13 protein-coding genes and 1 tRNA gene are annotated in these 18483 nt (G+C 39.1%); 5 read left to right on the plus strand and 9 right to left on the minus strand.

Translation table 11 applies throughout. From position 1 onward, the window contains the following. The first annotated feature begins 61 nt into the window (after positions 1-61). Entirely contained in the window at positions 62-1615 is a 1554-nt protein-coding gene (locus J8L84_RS02195) for a DNA cytosine methyltransferase (RefSeq protein WP_211069248.1), read from the plus strand. On the opposite strand, the gene J8L84_RS02200 is transcribed toward J8L84_RS02195, so the two are convergent. The 7 genes from J8L84_RS02200 to J8L84_RS02230 form a co-directional block, all read right to left on the minus strand. Beyond that, positions 1599-3017, minus strand: coding sequence for a hypothetical protein (locus J8L84_RS02200; RefSeq protein WP_211069249.1), 1419 nt, complete (start codon positions 3015-3017; stop codon positions 1599-1601). The two genes, J8L84_RS02195 and J8L84_RS02200, sit on opposite strands and share 17 nt — an antisense overlap. Continuing rightward, complete coding sequence (locus J8L84_RS02205; RefSeq protein ID WP_211069250.1) at positions 3018-5162, minus strand: ATP-binding protein; 2145 nt, start codon at positions 5160-5162, stop codon at positions 3018-3020. Between the two features lie 53 nt (positions 5163-5215). After that, positions 5216-7081 (minus strand): AIPR family protein, encoded by a 1866-nt coding sequence (locus tag J8L84_RS20635; protein WP_211069251.1) that lies wholly within the window; start codon positions 7079-7081, stop codon positions 5216-5218. Beyond that, positions 7081-8043: a PD-(D/E)XK motif protein gene (locus tag J8L84_RS02215; RefSeq protein WP_211069252.1), complete on the minus strand. Its 963-nt coding sequence runs from the start codon at positions 8041-8043 to the stop codon at positions 7081-7083. Before J8L84_RS02215 ends, J8L84_RS20635 begins: the two co-directional genes overlap by 1 nt. Then, complete coding sequence (locus J8L84_RS02220; RefSeq protein ID WP_211069253.1) at positions 8043-11207, minus strand: Z1 domain-containing protein; 3165 nt, start codon at positions 11205-11207, stop codon at positions 8043-8045. Before J8L84_RS02220 ends, J8L84_RS02215 begins: the two co-directional genes overlap by 1 nt. Continuing rightward, positions 11207-12733 (minus strand): ATP-binding protein, encoded by a 1527-nt coding sequence (locus J8L84_RS02225; protein WP_211069254.1) that lies wholly within the window; start codon positions 12731-12733, stop codon positions 11207-11209. The genes J8L84_RS02220 and J8L84_RS02225 overlap by 1 nt, the downstream gene beginning before the upstream one ends. A 245-nt stretch (positions 12734-12978) precedes the next feature. Then, a complete protein-coding gene (locus J8L84_RS02230) occupies positions 12979-13617 on the minus strand; it encodes a hypothetical protein (protein ID WP_211069255.1) in 639 nt (212 codons plus the stop codon). 253 nt (positions 13618-13870) lie between these two features. On the opposite strand from J8L84_RS02230, the gene J8L84_RS02235 reads away from it, so the two are divergent. Beyond that, complete coding sequence (locus J8L84_RS02235; protein ID WP_211069256.1) at positions 13871-14119, plus strand: DUF2960 family protein; 249 nt, start codon at positions 13871-13873, stop codon at positions 14117-14119. A gap of 151 nt (positions 14120-14270) precedes the next feature. Here the strand turns inward: J8L84_RS02235 and nhaC are convergent, their stop codons facing one another. Beyond that, entirely contained in the window at positions 14271-15656 is a 1386-nt protein-coding gene (gene nhaC / locus J8L84_RS02240) for a Na+/H+ antiporter NhaC (RefSeq protein ID WP_211069309.1), read from the minus strand. Between the two features lie 430 nt (positions 15657-16086). Between nhaC and J8L84_RS02245 the strand changes: the two genes are divergently transcribed. Together J8L84_RS02245 and J8L84_RS02250 are read left to right on the plus strand one after the other, a co-directional pair. After that, positions 16087-16347 carry a helix-turn-helix domain-containing protein gene (locus tag J8L84_RS02245; protein ID WP_211069257.1) on the plus strand — a complete coding sequence of 87 codons (261 nt, stop codon included), beginning with the start codon at positions 16087-16089 and terminating at the stop codon, positions 16345-16347. Between the two features lies 1 nt (position 16348). Beyond that, positions 16349-17635, plus strand: coding sequence for a type II toxin-antitoxin system HipA family toxin (locus J8L84_RS02250; protein WP_211069258.1), 1287 nt, complete (start codon positions 16349-16351; stop codon positions 17633-17635). 72 nt (positions 17636-17707) lie between these two features. On the opposite strand, the gene J8L84_RS02255 is transcribed toward J8L84_RS02250, so the two are convergent. Next, positions 17708-17784 (minus strand) — tRNA-Arg (locus J8L84_RS02255). Between the two features lie 277 nt (positions 17785-18061). Between J8L84_RS02255 and J8L84_RS02260 the strand changes: the two genes are divergently transcribed. Next, the gene (locus J8L84_RS02260; RefSeq protein ID WP_013786129.1) at positions 18062-18469 is read left to right on the plus strand and encodes a c-type cytochrome; all 408 of its coding nucleotides are present in this window, start codon (positions 18062-18064) and stop codon (positions 18467-18469) included. Positions 18470-18483: the final 14 nt, after the last annotated feature.

Raw genomic sequence — 18483 nt, forward strand, 5'->3', positions numbered from 1 at the left:
TATTGCTCAAAACTTTTGGCCTGGTATTATTGCTCAGCATTTTTTTAATATAGTGGCTATCGTGAAAACGGGTGAAGTATTAGTAATCGATTTGTTTGCCGGTCCGGGTGGATTAGGTGAAGGAATATCTTCGTGCCGACATGAAAATGGAAGTAGTCCATTTCAAATCGGGTTATCTGTTGAGAAAGACCCACACGCGCATAGAACGCTAACAACAAGGGCATTTTTCAGAAAAGTAAAAGGTTTACCTAGCGGCTTAGATGATTACTATGAATATGTTAGAGGCAACCTTTCCAGAGAAGCACTGTTTCAACGCTACCCTGAACAAGCTAGAGAAGCGAGTATTGAAACTCTAGAGGGGCCTAGGGAGCTAGGAGTTGATAACAATTTAATTCATGAACGTATCCGGCAGTTAACGGAAAAGCATAGTGGACCAACGGTAGTAATCGGTGGTCCTCCATGTCAGGCTTATTCATTAGCCGGCAGATCTCGCAACGCTGGTATCAAAAACTATAAAGCTGAAAAAGATTCTCGCAACTTTTTATACCTCCAGTATTTAAAAGTTCTATCTATCGCCAAGCCAAACGTATTCATCATGGAAAACGTTCGCGGAATTCTGTCTGCAAAATTAAATGGCAAAGTCATGTTTCCGCAACTTTTAAAGGATTTAAGAAATCCAAGTAGAGTAACTAAAGTAAAGAATGGTCCCAAATACAAGATATACTCACTCGTGGTAAATGCAGAGAACCCCGACAATCCTCAATATAAAGACTCAAGAGATTTTCTCATTAAATCAGAGGAATATGGAATTCCCCAGGCTCGCCATAGAGTGATTTTAATTGGTGTTAGAGAAGATATAAAAGATTCACCGTCAACACTGGAAAAAGCAGAAGATACGATTAGTGTAGAAAGTGTGCTAAGCGATTTACCGCCTCTAAGGAGCGGATTTTCTAAGAAAACAGAGAACGAGCAACAGGCTTGGACAAGAGTTATTTCTAAAAATGCAAAACATTTAAAAAGATTACTCCGGAAGACTGGTCTTTACTCAAATAAAATTATCGATGACCTAGACATAGAGCCAATTAAGAAGCTGGATAGAGTTGAATCTCAACATGAAAATATCGAAGAAACCAAACTCACATCACCCCTGAAAGATTGGTTATTGGATGAAAATCTAAAGTGTGTATTGAATCATGATACTCGAGGCCATATGGAGTCAGATTTACTTCGTTATGCCTTTTGTGCTACGCATGCAAGGTTGAATGAGGGTGTGTCACCAAAGTCGAGAGACTTTCCTAAAGAATTAGCACCTAACCACAAAAATTGGGAGTCGGGTGATCACGCTGACCGCTTTAGGGTCCAGCCGGAAAATTCATTTGCAAAAACAATTACAAGCCATATCTCTAAAGATGGTCATCACTTCGTGCATTATGACCCTAAACAGTGTCGCAGCCTCACGGTTAGAGAGGCTGCTCGTTTACAGACATTTCCAGACAACTACTTTTTTGAAGGGGGTAGAACACAACAATATGTCCAAGTAGGAAATGCTGTACCACCTTACTTGGCACAGCAAATAGGCAAGGTTGTTTTAGATTTATTTAGTCAAAACGAGTAATGCCGGGCCGCGAAGAGTACTGTGCACATTTGAAAGAAATATCAGACAATATTTGATCTTTTAGTCTAAATAATGGTTCACCAAACCAAGAGTTTTCGTATTGTCTTTTGTTAACCATTGAAGATGCTTTTGTGCCGATTTGATACTTAAAACTTAACTTTAAAATATAAATCACATTATCGATTTGAATTTTTGGAAGTCTGTAGATGCCCTCGTGAGAAGTACTCCGTTCGACGCCTTCATTATTGGTGAATATTGTTAACTTTTCAAACTCTTCCGGTACCAGCGCAGCTAGTAGATATTGATGCAGCTTAGTTTTTTTTTGCGCCTGGTCGCAAACAGCTGATAGCTCGATAAAACCTAATCTAAGTGATTCACGAGCTTTTTCACGAAATTTTTTAGGTGTGATACCGTCTAACCCTTCAATGTCATTTGTAGTAAGAAACTCGTCGTGAATGATAGATTTTAAATTGCTCCCTAGTTTATCTTCAAATTTATTTAAGTTTTCGGAAGTCGCTCTAACATTAGGACTGAGTTCTACAAAAACTCCTCTACAATCCTTACGGAAGGTTGGAGCTACTCTCTCCAAATGATAAAAAGTATTTAACGAGGACTTTATTTTTTCATCTAGGACTTGTCTTTCTCCAATCAACGGAACGGCTGACGCCCACAAATCCTCATTCGAATTTGAAACTTGAAGCTGATCTTGTAACAGCGGCGAAAGTCCTAAATCTATTGCTAAAGATGGGTACTCAGAAGCATTCTTTAATCCAACTGTTTCGTTTCCAATTAAAGCCAGTGCTTTAGTAAACTGCTTTTTATGTAGCTCAGTTTTTTGTGCAGGTTCACAACCCGAAGGCATTGTTAATTCATACAGCGCATTAGAAGTTTTTTGTGCTGCACATGTTATTCTGTTCTCCCAATCACTGAGTGCATTGAACAAAGGGCTATTTTTTATAAGAGTTTCGATCTTCTTTTTAAGTTCTAAAGGCTTATCTTTATATTCAGACTTACTGATAATATCCCAATATATTGGTAAATTGACCTCACTATGAAACCTTTCTGTTAATTGCTCTACTACATCTTCAACTAACTGTTCATTTTTGGACCAAAATAGAAGGATGTATGGACCAAAGTCTGTTATCGGTTTTAAAACCTTAGCAATTGGCCCTACTAATGTCTTTGCATTTAAGCTTCCTGTTTCAGTCAAATTTAAATCAGTAATTATTACCCTTGGTTTAACATTTTTGAGGTCTATATGATCGATGCCTGACTGATTTTCAGCTTCATTTCGATAATGAATTGGAATACATGGAATTCCTGCAGCAGATATACTATTCAGTATTTCATATAGTTCATCTTCTTTATCGTCAATTAAGACAGTCCCTAGTAAATTCAACACCTACTTTTCCTTTTTAAATATTAAGACAGCAGCTGCACCATTATATGCGCCAGCGACATCTAGTTCTTTTGCATCACATATTAAAAGCTTCCCACCAATGGTTTCCATGACTTTGTCTACGTAATATAGGCCGACTCCCATCCCACTAGGTCTAGTTGTTTTAAACGGCTTTATTGCTTCATTTAGAGCTAGATTAAACCCAGGTCCATTGTCTAAAACGGCTAACGCAGGCCCTTCTTTGAAAAAAGTAGGAAGTGATTCAATTCTAATTGCAGGCTTATATGAGTTATCTTCTTTTTCGGCTTTCAAAGAGGTCCAATGAATAGAGTTATCAATTAGGTTATTCATTGCTGCTTGAAGTAAACCAAAGGGTGCGGTAATTTCGAATAAATCGGACTCTCCTGTGATTAGAGGACAAGAGATAATGATGTTATGGTGTTCAAATCGGTGCTCAGTCAATTCGACAACGCGTTGAACCAACGCCTTTATATTGAACTTTTTACGCTCATTTCTGCGAAGCAACGGTGCAAAGCCTTCCAAAAGTTTAGCTAAGTGGTCAGCGCGTTTTAAAAGCTTAGAGTAATCGTCGGCTCTCTTGATTGACTCATTTAGCTCGTCGACTCCCCGCTCAACCTCGTGGAAAATTACTGCTAGATTGATACCTGCAATCCCCGACGAGACAGTAACGTCTCTCATTTGTTTAAAGTCAGATTCTATTTGATTTAGCTTCCCTCCAAGCTCATCTTCGATACCATGTTTTCTTATACTTTTTCTCACATCTTCAATAACTTCAGAAAACTTTGCAGTGGTATCAGAGCTATCAGTAGCTTTTCCTGTCAAATATTGAGTCAATTTTTCGCGATCATGTCTATGACATATGTGGAAATGCTCTACCACGCTAGCCATTATCCACTTCAACCTTCTAAAAGTGGAGTTATCGTCAAAACCTTCTCTGTTCGTCTTTTCTTTTAATCCAGAACTGTCCTCTAAAGACAAGTCAATACTTGCAATAACCATTCCTGTATCTATTTTCTTTCCTGGACTGTTTATCCTACCCGCGTTTAAACCTAACCAATCATCATTAGGCTCCCCATAATTGAATACACGTATACCATCCCTGTAAACACGAACCCCAGTCTGCTCTTTTAAATAGCCTTTAATTGTCTGTGATGCACCTTGGGCATTTAATACTTTATTGTCCCTCATGAAAACATAAAAAGTGCCAATAATCGGTCCAATGTCCTGTATGTCGGCAGCGTTTAAAAGAAGCTTTTCTCTTATGTTTTTATCACGTGCTAAAGCTTCTTCCTTGGTGGGCTTAACTAATTCTAATTTGATATTACTTTCTTGTTTTTTATTATCTGATAGTTCTTTGAAAAGAGTCGGGGGTACATAACTGTAGGAGTACGAAAATTTACCCTCCTCATCTAAAGTGAATTCATACTTCCATAGCGCACTGTCTAAAATGTCTTGGCTTTCCATTACGTCTAATAAGTCTTTTTCTCTGCCTGGAACTGAGAAATTTACTTTAAAATCAGATGCAGATTCAAAGGGCGATACTAAACTAGTTAACAGCCGTTTTAATTGTCTTATTTCACCTCTAGTCCAACTTTTATTGTTAAGCTCTTTTATTTCAATACGCGTTCCAGTTTTATCGTTTTCAAAAAAATCTGGAGTAATAAGTTCTTCAATTTCTACAACAGTATCTTCAAGGTAATTTGCATTATTGATAAGCGAAGGCCAGTCAATTGTTATTCTGAATTCAGAATTCTCTTTAGTTTTTGTGTTTAACGTAAGTTTTGTTCCCAATTTATGAACAGCTAACCTACCCACCCCTTTTTCTCCAAGGGGTAACCTGTCAAATTTTTTACTTCTAACTTTATTTTTACTTCTTTTACTATCCGTACCAATTTCCATCCATTTGGATAAGATAGTATCCTTATCCATTCCATGCCCATCTTTATCCCAGACAATTATACTTGATTCTGACGATTCAAGGTTCAGTTCGACCTCGACGATCGTGGCATCGGCGTCGTACGAATTTTTAACAAGTTCAAAAATGGCTAGTCTATCGTCACCAATTAATTCATCACCTAGAAGTTTTAACAAATGAGCATTAGCTTTGAATGGTGCTGTTGTCTTCATAAATCAATTACTCTTTATATTACAAATAGTCGAAGCCTAGTACACAAATTCATCTATCGAGCTCGATATTTATTTATTGAATAGCTAAATACTTTTGACTCGTAAAAGGCTGTCAATTCTCTAGATGTTTTAATAACATCCCACAATTCGGACTTTTTGGCATATTCACCACAGTCGTCGCTAAGCGAATACTGTTTTATTAAATCGTTCATCAAAGAAAGTAACTTAAACAACATATCTTCTAGTTCGCCCCCGATAACTTCTTGCTTCCATAGCTTATCTAAAGCAAAGTTAACAGAATCTGGATTCCCCTCTGTATATGCATATATAGCAGCTATAGAGTAAGGAACGGCAGCTGAACGCAGTTGACCAATAGCATTTTTTCCAGACCCATAAATCTCTTCCATCTTTCGAAAGAGAATCATTTTGGCTACCAATTGTTCATAGAAATCTCTATTCACCTCAATACCGTCACCCTCTTCAGGTTCGAGTTCTTCTATAAATAATCTAAATATTTTTTCACCACCTTTCTTTACTAAGTACGGAATATCTCCCCAAGCACAATAGTATTTAGCGAGTAATTCTTTTGTAAATCGCTTTTTCGTGGGGAATTCATTCTTAAGTTTAGTTGGATTACTGACTTTTCGTACTCTGGTATTAAATTCACCTTTTGCACGTTCAAAGAACCAATAGCCGCCAGAAGGCGTCATTACGCTTTCACTTAGCCTTTTTAACTGAACGAGTTTAGGGCTTCTAGATCTGAGGTCTACTTTCGAAACTCTTGATTGACTGTTTGAATATTCACTGATTTTAGAGATTAAATCGTCTAGTTCAGAAGTTTTGTTGTTTTTGGCAACGTTTATCTTTGCCATAACTTTAACCTTGGAAATATCCAGTCCTTCTTTACGCGAAAAGTAAATACTTGCCGTAGTCTGACCACCATTTACAATTTGAAAATCTTCTAAGGAGGATAAGTACCAAGATTTTTTCTGGTAATAGACTTTGGCATCAGTAGCCGTAATTGTTAAGCCGTTATTGTATGCGATAAACTTTTCGGGCTCATTCTTAATTGTGGATTTGATACCGCGATTGACACCTTTAAATTGTAAGAAAGACCTCACATTCTTTTCTAATAATTGGGAAGAATAGCGCTTATAAAGGTCAGCAAGCATATTGGCATCTAATACACATAGATAAGATTCAAACTCACTTTCCTCTGCAGCTTTTATAACCTCGATGTCTTTGTTTACAACATCCTTAAACACAACTTTAAGAGGCTTCCCCCTACCCTGAGAGGCTAAGCAATTGGCTATGTAGTTTAAGTCAATTACTCGCCTTACAAATAGGATATCTTTTGAAAACTTCTCGCCATTTTGCTTTACGTTGAATGTTTTATTTTCTTCAGGGAAATAGATGCTTTTTAAATGTGCCTCTCCACCACGGGTCATAACTGTTATTGACAACGAAACTAAGAATATTTCTATTACGTCAAAGGCTTTTAAGCCCTCAATAGACTTTAATATAGAAACAAGTGGCTTTACTGGTTCCGAATCTTGCAAATCATCTAAATTCCCTTTAATCGCAGAAGTGATGAATCTGATGACTTTCTTAAACTCGGCATCATATTCTGAACGCTGAGAAACTAGGATTTCATTATCGCTTTGTGACAGATAGTTATCATTAACAATAAAAATCTGTAGACGCTCTCCAGTAAAATTAATGGTGTATCCATTTAGTTTTAAGTTATCAGCTTCTGAGGAAAAGTAAGCGCTATTAATGTCCTCAGAATCAATTAACTTTGTGTCGACTAAATAAGGTGGTATTTGTTCTAGAAGTACGTACTGCTGTACAAAATCATGCTCATCTTTCGATGCATCTAGGAGCTCATCTCGAATATCGATAAGGGGTTGAAATGACACTAATACCTCTCCGTGTACAAAATAAATTTATTCAAACTTGAAACATCTATTTTATATTTGACATAAAACACTTCATCATCAAGTTTGCTTCTAACAATTTTGGGGAACTTTTCGTCCAAGCAATTATAATAGGTAGCTTTCAACGCTTTGTATGAATAATTACCGTACCTTTTCAAACTTCGCTCATCTAACTTCAGGGCAATTAGACGAGCTATAAATAGAGACAGGTCTGCACCTTTTTCTAATATATTTTCTTTTATTTTGCTATATAGATCTTCGATAGTTAAACCATTTACGTCTTTTTCAACATTAACGATACAAAGCTCTAAACTTTCTACTGCCCCTAGCTCTAATTGAAACTCACTTGCAATATTTATGGAGTTTTGCGTAGTTATCTTGCTCTTTATCTCAATACTCTTATCGCTAAACGTAAAATCATGAACTGAATCTAATGGACCAGTCCAAGCCTCTAAAACTTTGTCAACTTCGATGGCTTTAAGTTTTTTCTCAACAAGGTTTTTCAGAGTAAATAGCTCCCCCCAAATCCCTAGAATTTTTTTTTCGCTATATACTTTCCTCTCTAATTTTCGAAAAAATTGATTCCACTTTACGAAGTTTTCTATTAGTCGTTGCGAAGCTATCTCAATTGATGATTCTTTACTTATTGCGTTAAACATTGACTCTATTAAATCGTCAAATAAGTCACTGAAATCTACATCAATTAACTTTATCGCGATCAGCTGTTGCGCGCGGGAATAAGTTAATACTATATTCTCATTTTCTAAATAATCGATAGATGGTTGAAAATCATCGGGCAAATGGAGAATTAGATACCGGCATCTATCTTTATCAATAGCCAGAAATAGTTCTAGTATACAGTGCACCGATAGCCTAAGAGTCTTCAACCCTTCTCCCTCTAATAGGGCACTGTTAAGTTGAGCCCACTTACTACTTAAATTCATTAACTATTCACATCGTCAGGTAAAGCCGAACCACCTTGCTCAAAATCGTTACAATCGTCTTCTTCGAGTTCATTCATTTCTTGCAAGTTATAGTCTCCTTTAACGTATACACCGCTAGGGTCTTGGTTACGACTTATTGGCGGAAAGCCTATAGCAAAGCCAACTAGCGGAATATTTAAATCTATCCCTTTTTCCTTAACCCACGCAGAATATTCCGAAGTCTCTTGGCCTTTTTCTTGTCTAAATGAATAATAAGAGTCAAAAAGATACACGACCAAAATCCCCTCTTCTGGTGATAGCTTTTCGCGGTAAACTCTTTCAGGTACATTTTTCTGCTTGGCCTTTTCTAGTGCTTCACTCTCACTCAATGTAGGGTCTAGCTTCATAAGACCCTTGGCTTGTTCTTTGTAGTATTCAATGTCAGCTACATTGGCAGTGGTTTCCGTAATTGCAGCAGCCATATCCTTACCACTAGACATTATATTTGCAGATTTTGACGTAGCTTTAAAAGTAGAGTCTTTAATTAATTCATCGAAGAAGCGCTCACCGGGCTTTGGCCCACGTCGAACAGCTAAATTTACATCTATTGGTAAACCACTTTCGGCTGCTTCTAGCTTGCCTAGCCCGTTTGAACTCTTGGACGTACCTGTTGTTTTTACAGCTATAGTCCAATTTTCAAGAAGCCCTTTTTCGTTACACTTTTTTATGTACGCTGCCATAAGTTTGCATTTCGCAGGGTCGAAATTATTTTGGGCCTTTAAGATTTCCAGAATCAATTCAGAGTTAACTTGCTTACAAAGTAAAGTTCCTTTCATCTTAGCATCGGACATTAACGGTGAGAGCTTGGCTTTAAATGCTCTCCAAACATTAGAAATATGGTCCTTTTCAACATTAATTGATGTGCTCATTTGCAAAGAGTCTTGATATGACCACTTCACCAACTCCGTGTTCTTCAAAATAGAAGGCCTTGTAATTTGAAGAACACCTTCGTGTGTTCTTACTCTTAGTTCGAAGTCACTGGGAGTGCGGCCCAGCTCATCCATCTTTTTAAACTCGGCTTTTAATTCTTCTACACAAAGAGTTGTCGAGTCATATCTATCTATTAGATCTTGAGAGGTAAAAAGCTTGCAACAGTCGAGATACCCTGGGCGATAACCAAACCATCGCCCCATTTGCAATAGCGAGTCAGAATAATTAGTAGTTCTTACAAAATAACTAGTAATCAGCCCCTCCAAAGTGAACCCCCTAGATAGCCGATTACCTCCTATAGCAATTACTTTTTTGGGATTACTCTTTTTATAGTCTAATTCATCATCGGTTTGGCTATTCAACGCTAATATATCAATATCTTTAGCGGCATCGATCAATCCTGGTAAGACAGAATTAAAAGAAGTAGGCGTCATAAATCCGTCTACATAACCTTTAGGCAAATACTCCCTGACATTCAAAACTATGTCGTGATAGTACCTTCTCCATACCTTTTCAAACGCAAGATATACAGAGCCAGGTGCATTTGGCTTATCCATCACTAGTCTCGAAATCAAATCTGAGTAATAAGATTTAAGGAGTCTTTTTGTCGTTGACTGCCATGCCGTGAATCTAGATATATGCACGAGCATTGTATTATGAGGTTGATATAGATTAGACGTAAGCATTTTGGGTTGACGCAACTCCCTTACTGCAATACCTAAAATAAAGCACATTACAGACTGCTTAAGTGAATCAGGAAGGTTTTTTGGGAATTTATCAATCGCTTTTGCGGCTCTAGTTCCTTTTCGATAATCAGAGTAGCTAATGAAATCTTTATAAGTACCAAATTTACCGACTTTCTTTTCCCAATCTACTTTAGAGTCAAAGCGCTCAACACCAATGACTTCATCTTCGACTACTTCTAAAACACGGCTTGGAAAATCATCAGAGTAATCGTCAATAGAAAATACAACCGGTAATTTAGATACACCATCATCAGATAAGGTTTCAAAAATTCGTTGAGCACCGACGTAGTTAGTTGGCGAATTTAATTGCACTATAAAGTCATCTGGGAACAAATTGTTTATCTGACTAAACTTAACTGACTTATCTTGTTGTTTTGTTTTGTAAGTCAACTCCCATGCATTATCGGGTACTTCATTTCTATCTTGGATTACGTTTGCGAACGGCGTTGCTGTGTAACCCAAATATGAACGTTTATGAAAAAGATCCAAAAGCGCTCTTATGTGGCCGTTTATCTTTGATGCATACTCACGCCCTTTGTGCCCCTCATTATTTAAAGAGGCATTATCAGCCTCGTCATCGATAAGTAAGAAGGGAGTAGCATGCTTGCTTTCCCCTTCAGGTAAATTCTCGTTAATCCAAATAAGGAGATTTTTTAGAATACTGACATTTTTTTTGCACACTAGGATATTTATAGGCTTCATTGAGAAATTGGCTTTCTCGAGTGGACTGCTGAAGTCTGCATCTTCTGAAGTTATTGAGTTAACTTGCTGGACAGATGATCCAACATCAGTTCCAAAAGACTCTATTAGCCCGACCCCTACTTTCCCTTTTTTTCCTTCACCTGTTACATCCAATTGAATTCTTTCTTGGGTTTGTACACGCAAATCATCCATCAGACCTGAAAGTACGACTATAAGTCGATAACCGGCATCAATTGCACGGTTGATTACTGCATTAAAATTCCCGGTTTTACCTGACTGCACATCGCCTTCAACCAACCCTTTAATCAAAAAGCTGTTTTCGTCTTTGGGATCGCCCAGTTTTTCAAGAATTTTTTTAGACGAATTTTCTATTTCACGAACTACCGTATCCGCTCTACCCGTATTAGATAAATGCTTTAAGTATCGTGATGTATAATTCCACTTAATTTCTGCGTTTCTAGAACCATTTAGCCATGTGTTCTTATTCTTAGACAATATATTGAGGTCATCAACTGTCGTTACTGTAGTAGCCAAAACTTCTTTTCTTATCGCATCAAAATACTCTTCAAAGGTTTCGTCTGGTATTGAAGGCCAACCGGAGATATTCGCAATGGCCACCACTGCTTCTTTAGTTTTCCCGTATGACTCTTCTAAAAACTTAGACAACGAGCCTGACGTAAATTCTTTTTGATGACGAGCAAACTGGTGTTTTATTGCATTTTGATATTCAAATTGAAAATTTAACATTACTGCTCCAGTAACTTTAAAATATTGCTTGGAAGATTACACTCGCTGATTCCGAAGTTTTGTCGTATATGTTCGATAATAAAAGAGTTAGAAAACTCATACTCTTTAGCCTTTTCAACAAAGTGTTGAAGCGAGTCAATCTCTTGCTGTGAATCAACTTCGTAATGAGGTAGTGCTTCGTGAGTATTTCGGATTTTGTTAGTAGAGTGATTCAAAACACGTAAGAGCAGATTGAAGTGGGTGTTTTGCTCATCATTTAGTGACTCCCGCAACATCTCAACTAACGGGTATGCACTATTAATTTGCAGCATGGGCCCTTTATTGGTATGAACTTTATTAAATAGCGATAAATCAACTTTCTTCCTTCGCTCAGGGAATTTACGCAAACCTCTATTGGTGTATTCCTTTGTGGCTTCCGTGGTTAAGACGCGAATGTAACCTTCAAATGCCTCTTTCAAGTCATGTGGAATAATAACCGCTGATTTCGCTACATTTAGATGTAATAAGTGGTCTGCACTATTGCCGATATCAACTCGCAATCTAGCTAGTTGTAGCCTCGGATATTTCTTAATTAGGCCATTCCAACCGCCATATAAAATCAAACGATTAGCTCTATATACATATACCCCTTCCATATCAATCAAACTTTTATTCGACGTAGTCCAGCAATTTTTTTCACTTTTCACTTCATCAAGCGCGATAGACGGGAGTACAAAACCTTCTAATTTGATATTGTCACTACCAAATTGCTTTTGCCTGTATTCAATGCTTCTAAGCCCTTTATGAGTCTCGGGGAATGGATTGAAAGGCGGAATTAGATGGTTGTTCACTCTGATTTTTAATGACATTTTCTTGCTTTCAATAAACCTATGAAACACGATTCCCAAGTGGTCATAGACATTTATTGAAACTTCACGATTTAGCGCTTTTGAGCGGTTTTTTTCATTTAAGTAGTCTTCAAATTTGTATAGGCCTGACCAAATAACAATTGTGTTCGCTTCGAATCCTTTAAGGGGGTTAACATAAGTACCTCTCAAACGAATATAGTCTTGTAATAGACGATCTACTTCTGCATCTGAGTTTACTATTAAACGCCACTCTCCAGTTTTCTTGATAAAGTCAACATCCCAAGTAAAAGCATGGTAGCGACTTGTTCCTTTTTTTCGCGATAAAACAGTAAACTTTCTGGACTGTGAAAAAGACGCGGCTTTCATTCCTAAGCCAAACCGACCCAAATCCATAGCATTTCTCGCATGCTCTGGCGAACTACTTGGAAACTTACAATTTTGTTCTAACTCTTCTGGAGACATGCCTTCGCCGTTGTCACAAATGAGGAGCTGAAATGGTGTTTTTTCAGTTTCTACAAGTATTTCAATACTATCGCAGCCAGCGGTGATGGAGTTGTCTGCAAGGTCAGCGATTGCAGCTTCAAGAGAATAACCTTGCTCAGAAATTGACTTAATTAGATATTCAGGATTTGGAATTGCGGAGACGTATTTTCGTTCATCGCTTTTGGATACATTCATTCCAGCTAATATTCCCTATAATTTTTCGTCCATTAGCTAAAAAATAGCTAGCTTTACTTCATGTAAGACAAAAAGTAACACATTGAATTAATAAAAAAACATGTTTACAGTTTATTAATTATATATTCAACCCTCTGAATATAATAACTTTTCTCAGAAACACTTTATCCTATATCGTAAACGCAGTTTTGATAACTAGCCCTTTTCGATAGTCGAGTGCGTTTGAAACTTCAGCGCGAGAGCACTTAACTCTTAAGATCTTTTTCTTTGATCGACCCATGAAAAACCTCAACCGCCTTATCAAAGCTTTCATCATGCTCATAATAAAGCTGACTTAGCCGGCTTTTCTTTATCTGGTATGTTTCGCTGGCGAAGGCTAGTGCTTCTTTGAAACTCTCAAATTCTTGGTCGAACACTTTAAACACTTCGCGCTGCGGTTTTGCTACCCGGGTTATGCTGCCGTTTACTTCATAGTCGAACCCTGCAAAGTGAAGCCGTGAAAGGGCTTCTTTGCCTAAACGCATGCCGCCTTTTAGGCTTATTTGAAATGCAGTATCCATTTCTTCAATTTCATCCATGCTCCAGTGGTTAAACACTCTAATGGCTTTTTTATACTTTTCTTCCAATAGTTTTTTTAACACAGTTATTCTGGGTTCTAGCGTACCGATGTTTTCATTTTTAAGCAGGTCGAAACATTCATTGCATGAGGGTACTGAAATAAAATCAGCGTTTGAGTTCGTGTCTCGCCAGTCGTGAATAAATTTTATAGGTGGGATAAAGTCGGAACGTGCAGCTTCGCAGCCACAGTAAATACAGCGGTGAAAGTCAGCCGAATGTACCGCGTTTAGTGGCTCGTAGAATTTTTGATAATTCTTTACAGACATAGTGCTACTTGCTTGAAAATTTAGCCTTGTTGAGGCTGATTACGTTAACACAGCGAGTTACTAGGAAAAGTTAATTGTGCCGTTATAAAAACAAAAACGCCGCCTAACATGCCAAGTGTTGGGGCAAGTTTAAGCGTAATGTTCACCTTACCTCCACAGTTTTATTATTGCGCTTTTTGATTACGCACCGCTAATTGAGTTTATAATAGCGGTTAAACAGTTTTCGAATTACATCGACCAACCTGAGTAGAACATGGCCCATAAAGTACGTTATAAGTTTAATGGTGTGGCAAAAGAGATAAATTTTTCTTACAGTCGCTATCAAAATATGCATGAAGCCGTGGCCGATGCTGAAGGAATAGATCTTTCCCAGTTTTTGCAAACTGAACAGCAACTTGCCTCAATCAGTAAAGACAAAAAAACCGTAAGAAACTTTAGAGATGCCGAGTTTGTAAAAATGGGTTTTTCTGATTTGTACTTCTTAAAAAATGGTCAAGAATGATGGCTCAACTCCCTAATTCGCACAGCTATAGTTAAATGATTTGCAGGCATTAGTACGCGCAAAGTTAAACGTTAAGAACGCGTTGGAAAACTGGACAACAACCCCGTTTGAACCATTAGCCGGTTTAGCGGGCGGGCTGCTTATTGGTACGTCAGTGGTGTTGTCCTCTGTTTTCTTTCAATAAACCTACGCCCAATGCAGCCATGGTGATTGCAACAACACCATTTAGGTAGTTAAAAAATGCATAGGGCGCGTAGTCGAGAACCTCAACCCCTAGGGTTGCAGAGTAAAACGCCCCCGCGGTTGTCCAAGGAATAAGGCCCGTGGTCATAGTAGCGCCCTCTTCCACGGACCGAGAAAGCACGGCAGGATCAAGCTTCTGTTGCTGATATTTTGATTTAAACAATTGGCAATTTAAAATAATAGAGATATACGCCTCGCCCATTGCCACGTTACCTAAAAAACCTGATGCTATGGTGACGGCAATTAACGATGCCGTACGCTTTATCCGTCTAATAATGCCCGACAATAAAGCCGCTAAAAAGCCTGTACCGTGCAATATACCGCCCAATGCTATGGCCATTAACGCGAGTAATAGCGTCCAGCTCATACTGCTGATGCCACCCCGGCCGAGTAATGCATCTAAATTTGCTATACCTGTATTTTGTGGGGTGTTTTCCCAAAGTGCATTAAGCACGCTAATCGTGTTTGCCTCTTGGTAGAAAATAGCGATGATAACGGCAAGAAGAATGCTGCATGACATGGCGACTTCAGCGGGCACTTTTTTAATGCTCATTACCGTTAACAACACTAGCGGTAACAAGGTAATGTAAGGCGCAAGGTGATAGTGGCCGGCAAGCGCTGCTTTGATTTTGTATATCTCCTCAACATTCAAACTTTGGCTTGCGTAGGTAAACCCCATAACTAAGAAAATTACGAATGTTAGAAGAAAGCTAGGCAGTGTAGTTAGCAGCATGGCATACATATGCCGATAAATAGTGGTGCCCGCACTCATCGACGCGAGATTAGTGGTATCAGAAACCGGAGACATTTTATCGCCAAACGTAGCACCACACACCACCATGGCGGCAACAATAGGTAACGGTATATTCATAGCTTCGCCAATACCCATTAGCACTACCCCCATAGTCCCCACCGTGCCCCACGACGTACCTGTGGCTACCGACATTACCGCACACAGAATTAACCCCACCGCTAAGAATATACTGTGGTTTAGCCAACTAAGGCCGAAATAAATTAGGGTTGAGATAGTGCCGCTTTGCATGAAGCTGGCGATAACCATTCCAATAAGGATAAAGATATATATTGCCGGCATTGCCCGTGTTAATGCACTGGTCATTAGTTCACGGATTTGCAGGTACTTGTACCCCAAACTAAAGGCATTAATACCAGCCCAAAGCAAACACAAGAAAATTAATGCATGCAGGCTAATGCCTAAGCCAAACAAACCGCCCGCTATCAACGCTACAATAACGCTGAAACATAGCAATGACTGGGCAAAGCTGGGGCTACGCATAGAGTGAGGCGAAGTTAAAGGCAAGTTGGCGCACTTAAAAATGAAGTAGTGAGAAGGAGTATAACTACTTTGAAAAGTCTTGTGACTAAGAAAAATTAATACATTAAGAGAAATGGCGCACCCGACAGGATTCGAACCTGTGACCTTCGTCTCCGACGGAGGCCCGTCAAAAAGGGCTTAATCGCTCTCCCCCGGCGAAAAGCATCTACACAGCGTGTATAAAGGGATTGAGAGTTTCATGACCACTAGCCGATTTATAACGATTAACACCATTGGTCACGATTACGTCACAGGAAATGCTTTATAATAGATAACACCCTGTAAGGTATAATTTGACACTTATACCGTTAAGGGTATATTGAACTTAATATACCTTTTAGGGGCTAGGCTTAACGTTATACCTTAAAGGGACTAATAGTGGAGAGGCATAATGAAGCTTAATAACTCAAAAGAACTGGCTGATTATATAAAGCTGCATCGAAATAATCTGGCACGAACGCAGACCGATGTTGCACAGAATGTTGGTTTAAAGCAAAAAACCATCTCGGCTATTGAAAATTCCGCCGGTACCTCCCGTATTGATACCCTCTTTAAAATTGCGCATGAACTAGGCCTCTCTATTGAGCTTAAGCCAAAGCAAGAAAATGAAAGCGGCCAAAAGACCGAAAGTGGCTGGGATCAGGAGTGGTAATATGGAGTTAATGGTAAGCCTTAACGGGGTCAAAGTAGGTACACTGTTAAAAGATAAGAACGGTGGGCTCCATTTTTCTTATACCGAACATTGGATGAAGCGCTCAGGCGCACGCCCTATTTCTTTGTCGTTACCTATTACAAAGCAAAAATACTCTGGCGATCTCGTTTATAACTTCTTTGATAACTTGCTTCCCGACAATCCATCCATACGAAATAAAATACAAGCTAGATTCTATGTAGGCTCTGGACATGCGTTCGATCTTTTAGCGGCGATAGGCAAAGATTGTGTGGGTGCTATTCAATTATCTTCAGAACAACCTGAGTACGTACAACAACTAAACTACAGGGTGTTGTCAGATGAATACGTTGAGAAGTTATTGCAAGGCTACAAGCATACAGCGCTTGGAATGGAAAATGACGATGATGACTTTCGGATTTCAATTGCTGGCGCCCAAGAAAAAACCGCGCTACTCAAAATTGGTCAACAATGGGCGAAACCGACGGGCTCAACTCCAACAAGTCACATAATGAAATTACCCATGGGCGAGTTACCGCAAGTGGGTATCGATTTAACCGATAGCTGTGAGAACGAATTTATTTGCCTAGAGCTGGCGAGAGCCTTTGAATTTAATGTGGCTAATTCAGAGGTGCTTTACTTTGGCGACCAGAAAGTTCTAAGCGTTGAACGCTTTGACCGTAAATATGCTTCTGACGGTTCATGGCTCATGCGCCTACCCCAAGAAGATTTTTGTCAGGCTATGGGCATTTCATCTGCTCAAAAATACCAATCTGATGGTGGCCCAGGAATAACAGACTGCTTAAATTTGCTCACGGCTTCGTCTAACGGGAAAGATAGAGAAACTTTTTTTAGGACTCAGATATTCTTTTGGCTAATTGCTGCTATTGACGGTCATGGTAAGAATTTTAGCGTATTTTTAGAGCCTGAAAATACATATAGAATGACTCCTTTATATGATGTCTTGTCGGCGTTTCCTGTTATGGCTAAAAAAGCCTTACAGCCACAAAAGGTCAAAATGGCCATGTCTTTAAAAGGCAAAAACACTCACTGGAAATGGAACGATATTCAGCCTCGCCATTTTGTATCGACTGCAGTTCAGGTGAAATACCCCTCAGACAAAGCTGCATCGCACTACGAATACTTTGTCGATAATGTTGAGAACGCGATTGCAAAAGTCGAAGGTAAAATTCCCGATAACTTCCCACCCTACGTAGCGGAGGCAATTTTTTCCGGCCTGAGAAAGCAAGCATCTAAAAAATTGTTATAAATAGCCAGTGATTAAGTGCAACTGCCTTGACCGGTTGCTCTGTTAAAGTTCTACACGAGTATCCGAGAGAAATGGCGCACCCGACAGGATTCGAACCTGTGACCTTCGCCTCCGGAGGGCGACGCTCTATCCAGCTGAGCTACGGGTGCATTGAAAATAGCTTAATATGATAAAAATTTAACCTGTTCTAAAGGAATAAGAACGTGGTGTGGTTAAACTTCCTGCTTAAGCGCGGCGTAATAATACTTAGGCCATGGGCTCGCATCAACTGGTTTGTGTAATTCTCTTACTTTAATAGGTTTTGAAGGTACTTTATCCCTACTTTTTATAGGTAATTGGTAGCAAATAGTTGTTCGGGCTTGAATTCCCGTTATAATCTGGCCAGTTATACTTTAATTTAAAGTTCATGATTGCCTGGAGACAGATGTGAAATTGAAAACCTGGTTTATTGTTGCAGCTACAGCACTTACTGTGTTTGCGGCGCAAGCACAAGAAATGAGTAACGACGATATTGCTAACCGTATTAAACCGGTTGGTCAGATACACGTAGCTGGCGCGGAAGCTGCTGGCCCTGCTGCTGCAGGTGGTGGTGCTAAGTCGGGTGAAGATGTTTATAACTCTGCCTGTGTAGCGTGTCATAGTTCTGGTGTGCTTGGTGCACCTAAAGTTCACGTAGCCGCTGATTGGCAGCCGCGTTTAGACGAAAAAGGCCTAGACGGCGTATGGCAAAATGCCCTTAACGGTATTAATGCTATGCCACCTCGTGGTACCTGTGCTTCGTGCTCTGATGATGAAATTAAAGCCGCAATTGAGTACATGATTGAAGGTATCTAACCTTCGCCATTTAC

Source organism: Alteromonas sp. MMG017, from assembly GCF_018100795.1.
Taxonomy (GTDB): Bacteria; Pseudomonadota; Gammaproteobacteria; order Enterobacterales; family Alteromonadaceae; genus Alteromonas.

What these genes read in the sequence shown, in the direction of transcription:
- J8L84_RS02205 (WP_211069250.1), bottom strand. Translation starts at nt 5,162, where the DNA reads ATGAAGACAACAGCACCATTCAAAGCTAATGCTCATTTGTTAAAACTT.
- J8L84_RS02215 (WP_211069252.1), bottom strand. Translation starts at nt 8,043, where the DNA reads ATGAATTTAAGTAGTAAGTGGGCTCAACTTAACAGTGCCCTATTAGAG.
- J8L84_RS02220 (WP_211069253.1), bottom strand. Translation starts at nt 11,207, where the DNA reads ATGTTAAATTTTCAATTTGAATATCAAAATGCAATAAAACACCAGTTT.
- J8L84_RS02225 (WP_211069254.1), bottom strand. Translation starts at nt 12,733, where the DNA reads ATGAATGTATCCAAAAGCGATGAACGAAAATACGTCTCCGCAATTCCA.
- J8L84_RS02230 (WP_211069255.1), bottom strand. Translation starts at nt 13,617, where the DNA reads ATGTCTGTAAAGAATTATCAAAAATTCTACGAGCCACTAAACGCGGTA.
- J8L84_RS02235 (WP_211069256.1), top strand. Translation starts at nt 13,871, where the DNA reads ATGGCCCATAAAGTACGTTATAAGTTTAATGGTGTGGCAAAAGAGATA.
- nhaC (WP_211069309.1), bottom strand. Translation starts at nt 15,656, where the DNA reads ATGCGTAGCCCCAGCTTTGCCCAGTCATTGCTATGTTTCAGCGTTATT.
- J8L84_RS02245 (WP_211069257.1), top strand. Translation starts at nt 16,087, where the DNA reads ATGAAGCTTAATAACTCAAAAGAACTGGCTGATTATATAAAGCTGCAT.
- J8L84_RS02250 (WP_211069258.1), top strand. Translation starts at nt 16,349, where the DNA reads ATGGAGTTAATGGTAAGCCTTAACGGGGTCAAAGTAGGTACACTGTTA.